This is a genomic window from Niveispirillum irakense DSM 11586 (assembly GCF_000429645.1).
GTDB classification, from domain to species: domain Bacteria; phylum Pseudomonadota; class Alphaproteobacteria; order Azospirillales; family Azospirillaceae; genus Niveispirillum; species Niveispirillum irakense.
In genome coordinates this window covers 562605-578701 of the sequence record NZ_KE386933.1, presented here as the reverse complement: position 1 = coordinate 578701, position 16097 = coordinate 562605, and the positions used below count along the sequence as shown (strand labels likewise).

The 16097-nt window shown below is 63.2% G+C and carries 12 protein-coding genes and 1 other RNA gene; 10 read left to right on the top strand and 3 right to left on the bottom strand.

Annotation, left to right across the window (positions count from 1 at the left end; genetic code table 11):
* Positions 1-37: 37 nt before the first annotated feature.
* Positions 38-949 carry a uracil-DNA glycosylase gene (locus G473_RS0116690; RefSeq protein WP_029014047.1) on the bottom strand — a complete coding sequence of 304 codons (912 nt, stop codon included), beginning with the start codon at positions 947-949 and terminating at the stop codon, positions 38-40.
* 157 nt (positions 950-1106) lie between these two features.
* Between G473_RS0116690 and G473_RS0116685 the strand changes: the two genes are divergently transcribed.
* The 3 genes from G473_RS0116685 (at position 1107) to G473_RS0116675 (ending at position 5854) form a co-directional block, all read left to right on the top strand.
* Positions 1107-2768, top strand: a complete 1662-nt coding sequence (locus G473_RS0116685) for an electron transfer flavoprotein-ubiquinone oxidoreductase (protein ID WP_029014046.1) — start codon at positions 1107-1109, stop codon at positions 2766-2768.
* A gap of 295 nt (positions 2769-3063) precedes the next feature.
* Positions 3064-3798, top strand: a complete 735-nt coding sequence (locus tag G473_RS0116680) for an SDR family oxidoreductase (protein ID WP_029014045.1) — start codon at positions 3064-3066, stop codon at positions 3796-3798.
* A gap of 106 nt (positions 3799-3904) precedes the next feature.
* Positions 3905-5854, top strand: a complete 1950-nt coding sequence (locus G473_RS0116675) for a glycoside hydrolase family 84 protein (RefSeq protein WP_029014044.1) — start codon at positions 3905-3907, stop codon at positions 5852-5854.
* 42 nt (positions 5855-5896) lie between these two features.
* Here G473_RS0116675 and G473_RS0116670 read toward each other — a convergent pair whose 3' ends face one another.
* Together G473_RS0116670 and G473_RS27405 are read right to left on the bottom strand one after the other, a co-directional pair.
* Entirely contained in the window at positions 5897-6814 is a 918-nt protein-coding gene (locus G473_RS0116670) for an AraC family transcriptional regulator (protein ID WP_029014043.1), read from the bottom strand.
* 180 nt (positions 6815-6994) lie between these two features.
* Entirely contained in the window at positions 6995-8701 is a 1707-nt protein-coding gene (locus G473_RS27405; protein WP_051330365.1) for a methyl-accepting chemotaxis protein, read from the bottom strand.
* A gap of 313 nt (positions 8702-9014) precedes the next feature.
* On the opposite strand from G473_RS27405, the gene G473_RS0116660 reads away from it, so the two are divergent.
* From G473_RS0116660 to G473_RS0116635, 7 genes are all read left to right on the top strand, one after another.
* Positions 9015-9815: an N-acetylmuramoyl-L-alanine amidase gene (locus G473_RS0116660; protein ID WP_029014042.1), complete on the top strand. Its 801-nt coding sequence runs from the start codon at positions 9015-9017 to the stop codon at positions 9813-9815.
* 10 nt (positions 9816-9825) lie between these two features.
* Positions 9826-10254, top strand: an RNA gene (gene rnpB / locus G473_RS29545) — RNase P RNA component class A.
* 746 nt (positions 10255-11000) lie between these two features.
* The gene (locus tag G473_RS0116655; protein ID WP_161631001.1) at positions 11001-11375 is read left to right on the top strand and encodes a division/cell wall cluster transcriptional repressor MraZ; all 375 of its coding nucleotides are present in this window, start codon (positions 11001-11003) and stop codon (positions 11373-11375) included.
* Complete coding sequence (gene rsmH / locus G473_RS0116650) at positions 11375-12337, top strand: 16S rRNA (cytosine(1402)-N(4))-methyltransferase RsmH (RefSeq protein WP_029014040.1); 963 nt, start codon at positions 11375-11377, stop codon at positions 12335-12337. The genes G473_RS0116655 and rsmH overlap by 1 nt, the downstream gene beginning before the upstream one ends.
* The gene (gene ftsL / locus G473_RS29455) at positions 12334-12777 is read left to right on the top strand and encodes a cell division protein FtsL (protein WP_051330364.1); all 444 of its coding nucleotides are present in this window, start codon (positions 12334-12336) and stop codon (positions 12775-12777) included. The genes rsmH and ftsL overlap by 4 nt, the downstream gene beginning before the upstream one ends.
* Entirely contained in the window at positions 12774-14588 is a 1815-nt protein-coding gene (locus tag G473_RS27395; RefSeq protein ID WP_051330363.1) for a peptidoglycan D,D-transpeptidase FtsI family protein, read from the top strand. The genes ftsL and G473_RS27395 overlap by 4 nt, the downstream gene beginning before the upstream one ends.
* On the top strand, positions 14588-16057 hold the full coding sequence (locus G473_RS0116635; protein WP_051330362.1) for a UDP-N-acetylmuramoyl-L-alanyl-D-glutamate--2,6-diaminopimelate ligase: 1470 nt from the start codon (positions 14588-14590) through the stop codon (positions 16055-16057). Before G473_RS27395 ends, G473_RS0116635 begins: the two co-directional genes overlap by 1 nt.
* Positions 16058-16097 lie beyond the last annotated feature (40 nt).

Below are 16097 nucleotides of genomic sequence, written 5' to 3'. Positions count from 1 at the left end.
GCCGCTTCTTTTGCGGCCTTCCTTGTCTGGAAAATACTTATCGGTCGATTACCCCATCCATGCGCAGCCGCAGGGCCAGCAGGTCCTTCCAGGCCTCCCGCTTGGCGGCCGGATTGCGCAGCAGATAGGCTGGGTGCAGCATGGGCATGGCCGGCACCGGCTTCTTCAGGCCGGGCGCGCTATAGTCAAACCAGCGGCCCCGCAGACGGGTAATCCCCTCTGTCCGGGCCAGCATGGCCTTGGCGCTGATACCCCCGGCGAAAATCAGGTAATCCGGCGCCATCAGCTCAATATGCCGGACCATGAAAGGCAGACAGGCTGCGATTTCCCCATCCGTGGGGCTGCGATTGCCTGGCGGACGCCAGGGCAACATGTTGGTGATATAGACCGCCTTTGCCGGATCGTCGCTGGTGCGGTCCAGCCCGATGGCACCCAGCATCAAATCCAGCAGCTTGCCAGCCGGCCCCACGAAAGGCAGACCCTGGCGGTCCTCATTTTCCCCCGGCGCCTCGCCGATCAGCATGATCCGGGCCTGACGGCTGCCCATGCCGAAGACAAGGTTGGTGGCCGTCTTCTTCAGGGCACAGCCCTCGAACGCAGCCAGTGCCGCCTTCAACGCATCCAGATCCGGCGCCGCAGATGCGGCTGCGCGGGCCGATGCCCCCGCCTCCGCAGCACCCAGCGGCCCCGGCTCCCCCCCACCTTGTAACGGCGCCGACCCCACTACCGGTACATTTTGTCGCGGAGTCGCGGGCTGTGCGACCCGACCTTCCAGGCCGGCAGGCGGCAGCGCCCGGCCATGCTCGGCAACGGGTGACGCTACGGCTGCCTGCGCCCGCGACCGCGTGGCAACACTCGTCCAGTCCGTGGGACTGTCCGCAATGGTTTCGTCAACGCCGGCATCCAGCAAAAACCGAAGGGCGGCGACACTATCGACCAGGGCATTCATGGTTTGACCCTACCACCGGCCTATGCTGTGTTAACAGCGACGAAATGGCGGCCCTTCGGGAAGGGCTGGAAAACAGGCATTCCGCCAAGGCCCGTCTGGCAACGTCCCCCGCGATGGCGCCACGGATAAGCGGAACCAAGTTGCAGTGGGATGGGGAATGGAACGCGAATCGATGGAATATGATGTCGTGATCGTTGGCGCAGGGCCGTCCGGCCTGTCCGCCGCGATCCGACTGAAGCAATTATCGGCCGAGAAGGGCCAGGAGATCAGCGTCTGCGTGATCGAGAAAGGGTCGGAGGTCGGTGCCCACATCCTGTCGGGTAACGTCATCGACCCCAAGGCCCTGAACGAGTTGATCCCCGACTGGAAGGAGAAGGGGGCACCGCTGAACACCCCCGTCACCGACGACCGCTTCTATATCCTGTCCGACAAGGGCGGCATCCGCGTTCCCAACTTCCTGCTGCCGCCCTTGATGCATAATGACGGCAATTACGCCATCAGCCTGGGCAACCTGTGCCGCTGGCTGGCAGGTCAGGCCGAAGAGCTGGGCGTGGAGATCTATCCCGGCTTCGCCGCCGCCGAGGTGCTGTATAACGAGGATGGCTCCGTCAAGGGTGTGGCCACCGGCGATATGGGCATCGGCAAGGACGGTGAGCATACGCACAATTATACGCCGGGCATGGAGTTGCACGGCAAATACACCTTCTTCGCCGAAGGGGTGCGCGGCAACCTCTCCAAGCTGCTGATGGAGAAGTTCAACCTGCGGGCCGATTGCGATGTGCAGAAATACGGCATCGGCATCAAGGAACTGTGGCAGATCGACCCGGAACTGCATCAGCAGGGTCTGGTGATGCACACCCAGGGCTGGCCGCTGGACAGCAAAACCGCCGGCGGTTCCTGGATGTATCATCTGGAAGATAATCAGGTTTCCATCGGCTTTGTGGTGAACCTGGATTACCAGAATCCGCATCTGTCCCCGTTTGAGGAATTCCAGCGCTTCAAGCAGCACCCGTTCATCAAGAAGTATCTGGAAGGCGGCAAGCGCCTGTCCTATGGCGCGCGCGCCATCAATGAGGGCGGGCTGCAATCAGTACCGACGTTGACCTTCCCCGGCGGCGCGCTGATCGGCTGTTCTGCCGGCTTCGTCAATGTGCCCCGGATCAAGGGCACCCATAATGCCATGAAGACCGGCATGCTGGCCGCTGAAGCCGCGTTCGAGCGGTTGACGGCTGGCGTTGAGGGCGGCGACAAGCTGGATAATTACGAAGCCGCCTGGAAGCAGAGCTGGGTCCACGAAGACCTTTATAAGGTGCGCAACGTCAAGCCGGGCCTGAAGGCCGGGCTGATGCTGGGCAACCTGCATGGCGGCCTGCAGATGTGGCTGCATGATCTGGGCCTGGGCAAGCTGCTGCCCTATACGCTGCACCATACCAAGGCCGATCATGAAAGCCTGGTGCCCGCCTCTGCCGCACGGAAGATCAAATATCCCAAGCCCGACGGGGTATTCAGCTTCGACCGGCTGTCCTCGGTGTTCATCTCCAACACCAATCACGAGGAAAACCAGCCGGCGCACCTGAAGCTGAAGGACCCCACCATCCCCATCGCCTATAACCTGCCCACCTATGATGAGCCGGCGCAGCGTTATTGCCCCGCCGGGGTGTACGAGGTGATGCGCGATGATGATGGCAGCAATCCGCGCTTCGTGATCAACGCGCAGAACTGCGTCCATTGCAAAACCTGCGACATCAAGGACCCGACCCAGAATATCGTCTGGACCGTGCCGGAAGGCGGCGGGGGCCCGAACTATCCGAACATGTAAGGCCCGTCAGCCGAGGGCTTGACCCTTGGCTGACGGGGGGCTGGCGACCGCCAGCCCGGCGCCTGAGAGACCACAAAACTTCCCGTGATCGGTCACGATCACGGGAAGTTGGTATAAAGCAAGGGCCCGGATCAGCGACGATCCGGGCCTTTTTCTTTCCAGCCAACACGGCCAGCATTTCCCGGAAAATCAGGCAATGATGCTGGAGTGCTGTTCTACCGCTCTCCCCTCATTTGGCGCCATTTTCCTATCCGAAGCCAGGGCCAATGCCCGGCATGGACTGGAGGATGGGTCAATGTCCCAGATCGAAGGCAAGACCGTACTGATTACCGGCGCCAGCAGCGGCATCGGGGAGGCCATCGCCCGCCATCTGGCGGCGAAGGGTGCCAAGGTGGTGCTGGGCGCACGGCGCATCGACCGGCTGGCCACGCTGGCGGCAGAAATCACCGCCGCCGGCGGGCAGCTGCGGTTCCAGGCGCTGGATGTCACGGATCGCGCGGATTTCGACCGCTTCGCCCGTTTTGCTGAAACTGAGTTTGGGCCCGCCGACGTGCTGGTCAATAATGCCGGGCTGATGCCCCTGTCCCCGCTGGCCGCCCTGAAGGTGGATGAGTGGGACCGGATGATTGATGTGAATATCCGGGGCGTACTGCATGGCATTGCCGCTGTGCTGCCCGGCATGCAGGCCCGTGAAAAGGGCCAGATCATCAATCTGGCCTCCATCGGTGCGCATCAAGTCTACCCGACCGCCGCTGTTTATTGCGCTACCAAATATGCCGTCTGGGCCCTTTCCGAAGGGCTGCGGCAGGAGAATGACAAGGTCCGCGTTACCACCATCTGCCCTGGCGTGGTGGAAAGCGAACTGGCCGGCACCATCACCGATCCCGGCGCCAAGGCCGCGATGGTGGATTTCCGCCGGATCGCCCTGACGCCGGATGCCATCGCCCGCGCCGTCGCCTATGCTATCGAACAGCCGGCCGATGTGGATGTAAGCGAGTTGATTGTCCGCCCCACAGCCAGCCCCTACTGAACCACCGCGCAACGAGGATCAAACCCGGTGGGTCCAGATTGGCCCTGGACCCACCAGACCACGAATGATACCAGGAAAATACCAATAAAGCCGTGGAGCCATATCGATGCGGGAAACCCGATCCGTCAATCCCGGAACCTTGATTGCCAGCGGGGCCTTGGGCTTGCTGTTGGTGGCATCAACCCCCGCCAAGGCGGCCACGGCCCCGGCAATCTTCCCCACCCCTGCATCGGTGGAATTGACGGGCACGGATTTCGCCCTCGGCAAAGCGGTGGTGATCGTACAGCCGAAGGGTATGGACCCGGCAACGGAACAACAGGTACGGGCCGTTCTGGCGGCGGCGGGCGTGGCGGACATTCAGACCGCCACCTCCCTGTCCAAACGGTCGGAGCGGGTCCAGATCGTGCTGGGCACGGCGGAGAACTCCACGGTACGGGACGCGCTGGACCGTGTGGGTATCACCGTACCCGATCACGCTGAAGCCTATGCGCTTGGCAGTCGCGCCACAGAGGGCGGCGGCCTGATCGTCCTGGCCGGCAAGGATAGTGACGGTCTTTATCATGCCGCACACACCTTCCGTCAGATCGTCCGGCACGGGCAGATTGGATCCCTGTCTATTGCGGATTATCCGGCAATGCCGGTGCGGGGCACGGTGGAAGGCTTCTACGGCAAGCCCTGGACCATGGCGGAGCGTAAGGCCCATATCGCCTTCCTGGCCCGCTACAAGGCAAACACCTATATTTACAGCCCCAAGGATGATCTGTTTGCCCGCGATCAGTGGCGCGAGCCTTATCCCACGGAAACGCTGAACGAACTGGGTCAGGTGATCCAGGTCGCCAATCATGAACATGTGAATTTCGTCTACGCCCTCTCGCCCGGTCCGTCGATCTGCTACAGTGATGCGGCCGATCTGGAGGCCATCCGGCGCAAGTTTGGCGTCCTGCGGGACCTGGGGGTCCGCAGTTTCTATATCGCCTTCGACGATATCGAATATACGAAATGGAACTGTGACGCCGATCAGGCGACCTTCGGTGCCCCTGGGGAGCGGGCTGCCGCTATCGCCCAAGCCAAGCTGCTGAACATCGTGCAGGCGGATATTGCCGCAGCCGGCCACGGCGCGTTGATCACCGTGCCGACGGAATATTTCAACGCCACGGAATCCCCCTACAAGGCCGCCCTGCGGGAGCATCTCGATCCGCGCGTCGTCGTGCAATGGACGGGCACGGATGTGGTGCCGTCCTTCATTTCCGTTGCTGATGCCCGCAATGCGACGAAGGCTTTCGGCCGCATGACCCTGCTGTGGGACAATTACCCCGTCAATGATTTCGCCGAAACCACCGGGCGTCTGCTGCTGGCCCCCTATGACCGCCGGGAAGCCGGCCTGTCGGGAGAGCTGAGCGGCATTGTCGCCAACCCGATGAACCAGGAAGTCGCCAGCCGGCCAGCCGTGGCGGGGTTGCTGGCCTTCGCCTGGAACGACAAAGGCTATGACGCGCAGCGGACCTGGCGGGCGGCCGCCCGCGACCTTGCCGGTGACGACCCCATCGTAACCCAGGCCTTGCTGACCTTCTTCGACACACAGCATGTCGCGCCGACCTTCGGCCATCTTCCCTGGCAACCCCAGGCCCCCCGGCTGAAGGGCTTGATTGATAATGCCCGCGATGCGCTGGCCGATGGCAACCCGGCGACCATCCGCCCGGCCCTGGCCGCCCTGGGTGACGCCGCCGATGCCCTGGTCGCCGCGCCCGACAGGATACGCGCCGGGGTCACGGTGCCCGGCTTTGTCGCCGAAGCCGACCCCTGGCTGGATGCCGCCCACGTGTGGGGCCGCTCCCTGCGCCTGACGGTTGATGGGCTTGAAGCCGCCTTTGCGGGCAGCGATGCCGCTTCGCGTTACTTCCATGAGGCGCAGAAGCTGGCGGTTGCAGCGGCAAATATCCAATCGATCCAAGGCGCGACCCGCTTTGGCGGGCCGGTGAAAATTGCCGACGGCGTTCTCGATACATTTGTGACGGACGCCCCCCGCCTGATTTATCTGCCCAAGGCACGCAAATAACCGAAAGGGCGTCGGGGGCGGCAAAGCGGGCGGGCCGCCCCGTCAAACGACCATCCCCTGCCCCGCCCCTTGCGCCGCGCGCAGCCGCGCCACATCGCGCAGGGGCGGGGCGCCGAACAGGCGGCGATATTCCCGGCTGAACTGGGACGGGCTTTCATACCCGACGCGAAAGCCGGCGGTGGCCGCATCCATCGCAGCGGCCAGGATCAGCCGCCGCGCCTCCTGCAGACGCAATTGCTTTTGATATTGCAACGGGCTCATGGCGGTGACCGCCTTGAAATGCTCATGCAGGGCGGAAACGCTCATCCCGGCTGCATCTGCCACGGCATCGCCGCTGAAGGGCTGGTCGTAATGGCGTTTGATCCAGTCGATGGCGCGGTTCACCTGCGCCAGCCGGCTTTCCCCCATGGCAATCTGGCGCAGCCGCGACGCCCCATCCGCGCACAGCAGACGGTAAAGGATCTCCCGCTCCACCAGCGGCGCCAGAACGGGAATATGGGCCGGCTGGTCCAGCAGGCGCAGCAGCCGGATCACCGCATCCATTATATCGGGATCACATACCCCCAGCGACAGGCCGGGACCCGGCGCCATGGTGGCCGCCGCTGGCACGGCAGCAGCCGGCTGTTCCAGCAACAGCCCCGCCAGCACAGTGGGGTCCAGGTCAAGCCGGAAGCAGAGATAGGGCGCGTCCGCGCTTGCTTCCAGCACCTGCCCGATCACCGGCAGATCGACCGACACGACCAGATATTTGGCCCGGTCATAGGTGAGAACCAGATCGCCCACCATCACCCGCTTGCTGCCCTGGGCAATGATGCACAGGGCCGGTTGATGAAGGGTGTGGATTTCCTCCGTCGGGCTGGACATGCGGATCAGGCCGACACGGGGAAGGGGCGTGCTGTGGACCCCATCCCCCTCACAGTACCGGTCAATCAGCGATGCCAATGCCCGATGCCGTTCCATCTTCCCGCGTCCTCCAACAGACAGAATTGTCCGATCCAGATGAGGGTAAAAGAAGCCGGACCCAAACCCTATGGAAAATCAGGCAATCATTGCGGACCATCCGACAAGATGGCCTGATCATACGAAACATCCTGGACAGGGATACCGGCATGGGCGAGAAGGCAGGTCCCCCCCTGCCCTTTACGCCGCTTCCGGCAGCCCGCGGGTCAGTTCATCGAACGCGCGGTGGAAGGAGGAAGCCTGACTGTCCGAAATATCGAATTTCACATGCACCGTCTCCTGATCCACCGTCAGAACACGCAGGCGGGTGGCAAAAGCCGGCAGGCGCGGCAAGGCCAGGTGCCCATCAGCCCCCACGATTGCTTTCCCCTGTGCCAGCCGGATCATGGCGCCACCTTCGGACAGATTAATCAGCCGCCCCTCTTGCGCCGCCGCCCCATCCAGTTGGAGCAGGCACATTTCGTCCACCGTGTAGCGGGGTTTGCGGCGGCGGTTGGCCTCCTCCGTGCTGGTGCGCACGACCCGGACCAGCACCCGCCGCAAATCCGTGATGCTGCCCGCCACATCTGCCGAACCCGCCTTGACCTGGGCCGCTTGTTCACCTGTGCGGAGCGCTTCATCGGAGACGGTGGCGATATTATTGCTCACATCCCTGACGGCAGCGGACGTTGCAGCCACATTCCGGCCAATCTCCTGCGTCGCGGCAGACTGTTCCTCAATAGCGGCGGCGATGGCGTTGGAAACATGATCAATTTCATCAATCGCCGCCCCGATGTCCGATACGGCCTTCACGGCTGACTCGGTGACCGTCTGGATCGCCGTGATCTGACCGGCAATATCCTCCGTCGCCCGCGCCGTCTGATTGGCCAGCGACTTCACCTCCTGCGCCACAACAGCAAAGCCTTTGCCTGCTTCCCCGGCGCGCGCCGCTTCAATCGTTGCGTTCAAGGCCAGAAGATTAGTCTGGGCAGCAATATCGGAAATCATCTGCGCCACCTCGCCGATCCGCCCCACCGTTTCGGACAGGGACTGGATCGTCGCATGGGCATGATCGCCGGTCTGAACCGCCTGCCGGGTGACCTTGTTGGAATGGGCGACCTGACCGGCAATCTCCCGGATGGAACCGACCAGTTGCTCCGTGGCGCTGGCAACCGTCTGCGCATTATTCAACGCCTCGCGCGCCGAACCGGCCACATCCTGGGCATTCGCCCCTACACGCTGGGCGGAACCGGCCATGCCTTCCGCGTCGCGCGCCATGCCGCTGGTCCGGGATGCGACCTGTTCCACGGCGATGCTGGCCTCCCGCTCCACCGTCTCGGCCATCTTGCTCAAGGCCTGTGCCCGGCTGGCATGCTCCGCCTCGGCATAGGTTTCCAGCAGCAGTTCCAGGTCCAGCCAGACAAGTTTGGTCAACGCCTGGCGCAAAGCCTGTTTGCGCCCGTCCCTCCTGCCGAAAAGCCCTGTACGCGCCGGATCATCAAGGCCCAGCGCCTCCGCAATGCCATTCAACACTGTGTTGTGGCAGATGGCTACGGCATATCCGGGGACGTTATTATCAAAGAAAGCCTTGGCCAGACGGTTGGCCGAGGCCAGAAAATCCGCATCGATCCGGCCAGATACTGCCCGCTTCCAATGATCCACCCGGACTGCATGCACATCGGGGCTGGCCAGGGCCGACTGGATTTCCGGCCAGGCGGCGAAGCGGGAATGCCACTGCTTCAGCAAGCCCGGCAGACTGTCACGGGCAAAATCAGATCCCATGTCCTGAATAATGGAAATGTCGGCCTCGGTAATTTTAAAGGAAGCAAGCCGCCGTGCCTGTGCTTCCTGTGCCTGCATCGCATATGTCATGACGCTGAATTCCTCTTCTTCATTATCTGCAATCATATGAACTCTCTTCGCAGATACCGGGCTTTCACTGCGAAGGCTCATTCAAGCGCATGTAAATTTAAGCGGCGTCGATGATAAATCCACGTCCAGCACCCTATACGAATGATGAGGGTTAGCGGATCATGCAGGAGTATGACATGGGCGCAAAGGTCCACTTGGTGCCACATAGGCGACCTGCCCCATCCGTACCGGACAGGCCATGTCGCGAGCGCTATAAGGACTACTGATCAATCCAGGCCGCCATGGCGGGACGGATGGCTGAAAACAGTGGATCGACAATGCGGGTGCCATCACGCAGGTTGAGAGGGCTATGTCCGACATCAATGCCATGCCGCCCCTGATCGACCATCCCAGCCCCAATCATGGGCCCCGCCTGGGCGGCGCGCCGGATATGCTGCTGCTGCATTATACGGGAATGCCGGATGCGGCCGGCGCCCTGCACCGGCTGTGCGACCCCGCGGCGGAGGTCAGCGCGCATTACATGATTGACGAAGACGGCACCATCTACCGTCTGGTCGCGGAGGATCGCCGGGCCTGGCATGCGGGCCGGGCCTATTGGCGGGGCGAAACGGATATTAACAGCCGGTCGATCGGGATCGAACTCGTCAATCCGGGGCATGAATGGGGCTATCGGCCTTTCCCCCGCGCCCAGATGACGGCGCTGGCAGCACTGGCGCAGGATATCTGTTCACGGCATGCTATCCAGCCGCTACGGGTGCTGGGCCATTCCGATGTGGCGCCCGGCCGGAAGCAGGATCCCGGCGAGCTGTTTGAGTGGAAAGCCCTGGCCGACGCCGGCATCGGCATCTGGCCGGCGCCGTGCCCGGATGATCACCGACCCGCTGATTTGGGCGAAGTTCGGCTTCTTCTGGGACACCTGGGTTATGAAACAGCCGCCAGCGACGTCCCCCATGGGATTTCATGGGACGGAAAAAGGCCATTTGGGATTTTATGGGATGAAAAGGCCGAAATGGCCCTGGTCGCGTTCCAACGTCACTGGTGCCCCGGCAGCCTGGGCCGCGGGGCGGATGAACCAAGCGTGGCTGCCCTGCGCGCGCTGATCCGCCAGGAAACCACCGGAACTGTTGCATTTGATAAGCGCGACGCCTAGAACGCCTGCGCCAGACGGCTGGATGGTCGCTCCCGCGCAATGGGGAAACCCGCGCGGGGGAGGAAAGTCCGGGCTCCACGGAAGTACGGTGCCGGATAACGTCCGGCGGGGGCGACCCCAGGGAAAGTGCCACAGAGAGCAGACCGCCGACGCTCCTTGATCTTCGGATGAAGGCGTTTCGGTAAGGGTGAAAGGGTGCGGTAAGAGCGCACCGCGCCCCTGGCGACAGGGGCGGCATGGTAAACCCCACCGGGAGCAAAACCGAATAGGGACGGCATGGGCGGGCAACCGCCCAGGCGCACTTCCGCGCTGTCGTCCGGGTGGGTTGCGTGAGGCGTCCGGTAACGGGCGTCCCAGAGGAATGACCATCCCCCGGAGACCATCCACATGTGGGATATGGTCCGGCGGACAGAACCCGGCTTACAGGCCGTCTGGCATTTTACTATGTTAACCACATGTAACTATTTTCACCGCTTGAGCGGTTGAGGCGGGGCGTGTCCTACGACCCAGCATTTGCCAAGCTTTTTGGCCGGCAAATCAGCGCGAATCCACCATATATATTGCCTATTAACCATCACAAGACACCATATATAGATAACTCTTGCCAGAGTCAGGATATTACTTCGATTTTTGATGCTTATTCGATGCTAAAAGCCCATTCGGGCTTTTCTGCACTCATGACGAAGACAAGAAAAAAGCCTACCACGAACGGATAGACACAAATCAAAAACGACAACCGATTCGGCTTTTTTCCAATATGCCGGCGGGACAGAATCATTCTTTCGCATGAAATCGCCTGAATACCTTGAAGTTGAGACTGATCGTTTATTACGAAACAAATTTATCCACAGAAGTGGCAACCTGATGTGGATAGACCAAATGGATATAGAGATTCTATTGCGCGGCCATTGACCGTCAATCCTGGCCCATGATATCCCATAAAAACCCAAACGAAGGGGGTTCACAGATCATTGCTGCCCACCCTGCCGGCCCTCCCCCAGGACCGCTCGGAGGCGATTTGATCGGGTGAGATGGCGGGGCGGCACCGGTGATGGTGCCACAGGGCGGGGCGTGATGGGCTTGTTCCTGTCAACATATGTCAACAAGGTTGACAAGAAAGGACGGGTATCCATCCCCGCACCCTTTCGCGCGACCTTGGCGGCAGGACAGGCGGGCACCGTAGGCATGGTCATTTTCCCATCCCTGCAGGCCCAGGCGCTGGAAGCGGCCCCCTACTCCTACTTGGAAAAGCTGGCCGAAGCCCTGGAAAATCCGAATGTGCCGGACGAAGACCGGGACCTGATCGACACAGCCGTGTTCGGCCGGTCGGTTCAACTGGCGCTCGACCCGGAAGGCCGGGTGATCCTGCCCGAACATCTCCTCACCTATGCCGGCATCACGGAGAACATCTCCTTCGTCGGCACACGCAACACGTTCCATCTGTGGGATCCGGTCCTGTTCGAGCAGCATGACAAGGCGAAGCGGGAAATCGCGCGCGCCAACAACATCTCCCTGTCCACCATCCTGGCCAAGGCCAAGAGCCTGGCGAAGGGGGCATGATGACAGGGCCGGTTCATATCCCTGTTCTGCTGCATGAAGTGGTTCACGCCATGGCCGTGACCGACGGCGCCACCCTTGTGGATGGCACGTTTGGCGCCGGTGGCTATAGCCGCGCCCTGCTGGACAGCGCCGCCTGCACCGTCTGGGGCATTGATCGCGACCCGGCCGCCCTGGAACGCGCCCGCCCGCTGGAAGCCGCCTATGGTGGCCGGCTGCGCGTGCTGCGCGGCTGCTTTGGCGACATGGAAAGCCTGCTGACAGCCCAGGGCGTGCGGGGCGTCGATGCCATCGTGCTGGATATCGGCGTCTCCTCCCCCCAGATCGACACGCCGGAACGCGGTTTCAGCTTCCGCTTCGACGGCCCGCTGGACATGCGCATGGGCGATGACGGGCCCACCGCCGCCGATGTGGTGAACAGTGCCGAAGAATCGGATCTGGCCGACATTTTCTATCGCTATGGCGAGGAACGGATGTCGCGCCGCGTCGCCCGCGCCATCGTCGCCCGCCGCACCGAAAAGCCCTTCACCCGCACGCTGGAGCTGGCAGAGGTCATCCGGGGCTGCGTACCGAAGTCCAAGGATGGGATCGACCCGGCCACCCGCAGCTTCCAGGGGCTGCGCATCCATGTGAATGACGAGTTGGGCGAGCTGGAGCGTGCGCTGGAAGCCGCCGAAAGGCTGCTGGTTCCTGGCGGCCGGCTCTGCGTCGTCACCTTCCATTCGCTGGAAGACCGTGTGGTGAAGGAATTCATGCGCCAGCGGTCGGGCAATGTGCCGTCGCCGTCGCGCCATGTACCGGGACCGGTCACCGCCGGCCCCGCGCCCACTTTCCGCCTGCTGTCCAAGTCCGGCACCGCCGCCTCGGACGCCGAGCAGGCCGCCAACCCGCGCGCCCGGTCCGCCCGGCTGCGCACCGCCATCCGCACCCAGGCCCCCGCCTGGTCGACGGGAGAACCCGCATGATCGGCAAGTCCACCATCATCTGGATTGGCGTCACCTGCGCCGCCAGCGGCATCCTGTACCAGACCAGCTACAAGGCGCAGGAACAGGAGCGTGAACTGGCGCGCCTGAACCGGGAAATCCGGGCGGAGCATGCCAATATCCAGGTGCTTAAAGCGGAATGGGCCTATCTGAACGACCCCGCCGCCCTGGAGAAGATGAGCGCGCAGCATCTGCTGCTTGGCCACACCAAGGCCGAACAGATCGCCATGCTGACCGACATTCCTGATCGCCAGCCGGGCGAAGCCGCCCCGCTCACCCCCATTCCCGGCCGCAAGCCGGGCGCGCCGCGCCATCAGGCTCCGATGCCGGCGCCTGAAGCACAGATCGCCGCTGTTCCGTCCACCACCACCAGCCACCGCGACATGCCGGTGGTGCTGGTGAATTACGGGGCCCGCCAATGACAGACGCGCATTACAGCCTGACCGGGTTTGATCTGGCCGGTGCCGACCGGCTGAACCGGGAGCCGCGCGTGCGGGTCCACAGCCCGGCCAGCAGCGCGCTGGAACAGGGCCGGGCGCGGCTGGTGGTGCTGATGGCTGTATTCACGCTGAGCTTCGGTGCGGTTGGCGCCAAGCTGGTGGGGGCAACCGTCAATTCCGGTGGCGGGAGTGAACGGGCCGGGATGAAGGCCGCCGCCCGGCACAGCGCCACCACGCGCGCCGACATCGTGGACCGTAATGGCGTGCTGCTGGCAACCTCGCTGCACACCGCGTCGCTGTTTGCCGATCCCAAGCTGATCCTGGATGCGGAGGAAGCCGCCGACCTGCTGCTGACGCAGTTGCCGGACCTTAACCGCAAGACGCTGATCGCTGACCTGACGTCCGACAAGCGCTTCGTCTGGATCAAGCGCAACCTGTCGCCGCGCCAGCAGCAGGAAATCTTCCGCCTGGGCATCCCCGGCCTGTCCTTCCAGATGGAAGATCGCCGCGTCTATCCCCAGGGTGCCCTGGCCGCCCATGTCGTGGGTTTCAGCGGCATCGACAATAATGGCCTGATGGGGATTGAACAGGCCTTCGACACGCGCCTGCGGGAGAATGACGATCCGCTGCGCCTGTCCATTGATGTGCGCCTGCAGCATGTGCTGCGCCGGGAACTGTTCGCCACGATGGAGGAATTCCGCGCCGTCGGGGCTGCCGGCATGGTGATGGACATCCATACGGGTGAAATCCTGGGCATGGTCAGCGTGCCCGATTTCGACCCCCACTCGCCGCCGCCACCGCAGGCTGAGCAGGATACCGACCCCCGCTTTAATCGCAACACGCTGGGCGTGTATGAGATGGGGTCCACCTTCAAGATCTTTAACACAGCCATGGCGCTGGAATCCGGCCGTGTGCATATGAACGACATGTTCGATGCCACGCGGCCCATCCGCATCGGCCGCTTTACAATCAGCGACTTCCACCCGGAAAATAAGTGGATGGATGTGGCTGATGTATTCAAGCACTCCTCCAATATCGGCTCCGTCAAGATGGCGATGGAGGTGGGGCCCGCGGCGCAGAAGGACTTCATGACCAAGCTGGGCTTCATGCGCCCGGCCAAGCTGGAATTGCCGGAAATGGGCTGGCCCATGATCCCCAATCCCTGGCGTGAAGTGAACATGATGACAATCAGCTTCGGCCATGGCATGTCCGTCAGCCCCACCCATCTGGTCACGGCCGTGTCCGGTGTGGTCAATGGCGGCATCATGCACCCGGCCACACTGCTGAAGGTGGATGACCCGTCCACGGTTGAAGGCACCCGCATCATTTCCGAGAAAACATCCGACGCGATGCGTAAGCTGATGCGGCTGGTGGTCACGGAAGGCACCGCGAGCAAGGCCGATACGCCCGGCTATGTCGTCGGCGGCAAGACCGGTACAGCCGACAAGGTGAAGGGCCGGTCCTATGCCGGCAACGCCCGCGTCTCCTCCATGGTCGCGGCCTTCCCGATCAATGATCCGCGTTATGTCGTCTATGTCATGGTGGACGAGCCGAAGGGCAACAAGAAGACCTTCGGCTTTGCCACCGCTGGCTGGGTCGCGGCACCGGCCATCGGCTCCATCGTCGGGCAGATCGGACCGCTGCTGGGCGTGAAGCCGCAGGACAACCAGTCACCTTCGATTGTTAACGCCCTGTCGGTGCGGCCAGTCCCGCCGGGGGGCACCGGCTCGTCAATGGCAGCCATTCCTGCCGCTGCGCATATGAACGCCCTGGCCGGAGGCGATGGCGACTGATGAAGAGGCTTTCCGACATCATGGCATCGCGCACGGAGATTGCCGTCTCGGCACTGGCGCTGGAACGGGACCCGCCGATCACCCTGCTGACGGCGGATAGCCGCAAGATCGTGCCCGGGGCGCTGTTCGCAGCGTTGCCGGGCACGGTGCATGATGGGCGTGCCTTCATTCCCCAGGCCATTGCCGCCGGTGCTGCTGCCATTCTGGCGCCCAAGGGCACGCAACTGCCTGCGGATGCCGGCGCCGTCGTGCTGATTGAGGATGCCAATCCCCGCCGCCGGCTGGCCCTGCTGGCCGCCGCCTTCTATGGCGCCCAGCCGGCCCATATCGCTGCCGTCACCGGCACCAATGGCAAGACCAGCACGGCCCAGTTCACCCGCCAGATCTGGACAGCCCTGGGCCATCGCTCCGGTGCCATGGGCACGCTCGGGCTGGTGGCGGATGGCTTCCCCGAAACGCCCAGCCTGACAACGCCGGACCCGGTGGCCCTGCATGCCACGCTGGCCGAAGTGGCCAACGCCGGCATCACCCATCTGGCGATGGAGGCTTCCAGCCACGGGCTCGACCAATTCCGCCTGGACGGGGTGATGGTGTCCGCTGCCGGCTTCACCAACCTGACCCGCGACCATCTGGATTATCACGGCACGATGGAGGCCTATCTGGCCGCCAAGCTGGCTTTGTTCGACCGCGTGATGCCCAAGGGTGCCACTGCCGTCATCAATGCCGACATCCCGGAATATGAGCAGATCGCCGCCACAGCGCATCAACGCAAACAGACGGTGATCGGCTTCGGCACCAAGGGCCGGGAATTGCGGGTGCTGGAGGCCACGCCCCTGCCCCATGGCCAGCGGCTGGAACTGGAACTGGTCGGTCGGAAAATGGTGCTGGAAGTGCCGCTGGTTGGCCGTTTCCAGGTCTGGAACGCGCTGTGCGCGCTGGGGCTGGCCATCGGCACCGGCGCCGATCCGGCAAAAGCCGCCGAAACGCTTGTCAATCTGGCCGGCGTGCGCGGCCGGCTTGAGATGGTCGCAACCCTCAAGAACGGCGCGGCGGTCTATGTGGACTATGCCCATACGCCGGATGGGCTGGAGACAGTCCTGCGCTCGGTTCGCCCGCATACGCAGGGACGCCTTTCGGTCGTGTTCGGCTGCGGCGGCGACCGGGACAAGGGCAAGCGCCCGATGATGGGCCGCATTGCCGCCGATCTGGCTGACCGGGTGATCGTCACCGACGATAATCCGCGAACGGAAGTGGCGGCCGTGATCCGGGCCGAGGTGATGGCGGGTTGCCCCGACGCCACCGAGGTGGATGACCGGGCCCGGGCCATCGCCCTGGCGGTGGCGGAACTGGGCCCGGGCGACGTGCTGGTCCTGGCCGGCAAGGGGCATGAACAGGGGCAGATCGTGGGGACGGAAATCCGTCCCTTCGATGATGCGACGGTGGCCCGCGCCGCCGTCGCCGCGCTTTAATTTTTGGAAGTTGGGGCAGGCCAGTAGGTGGCTCCGGCCC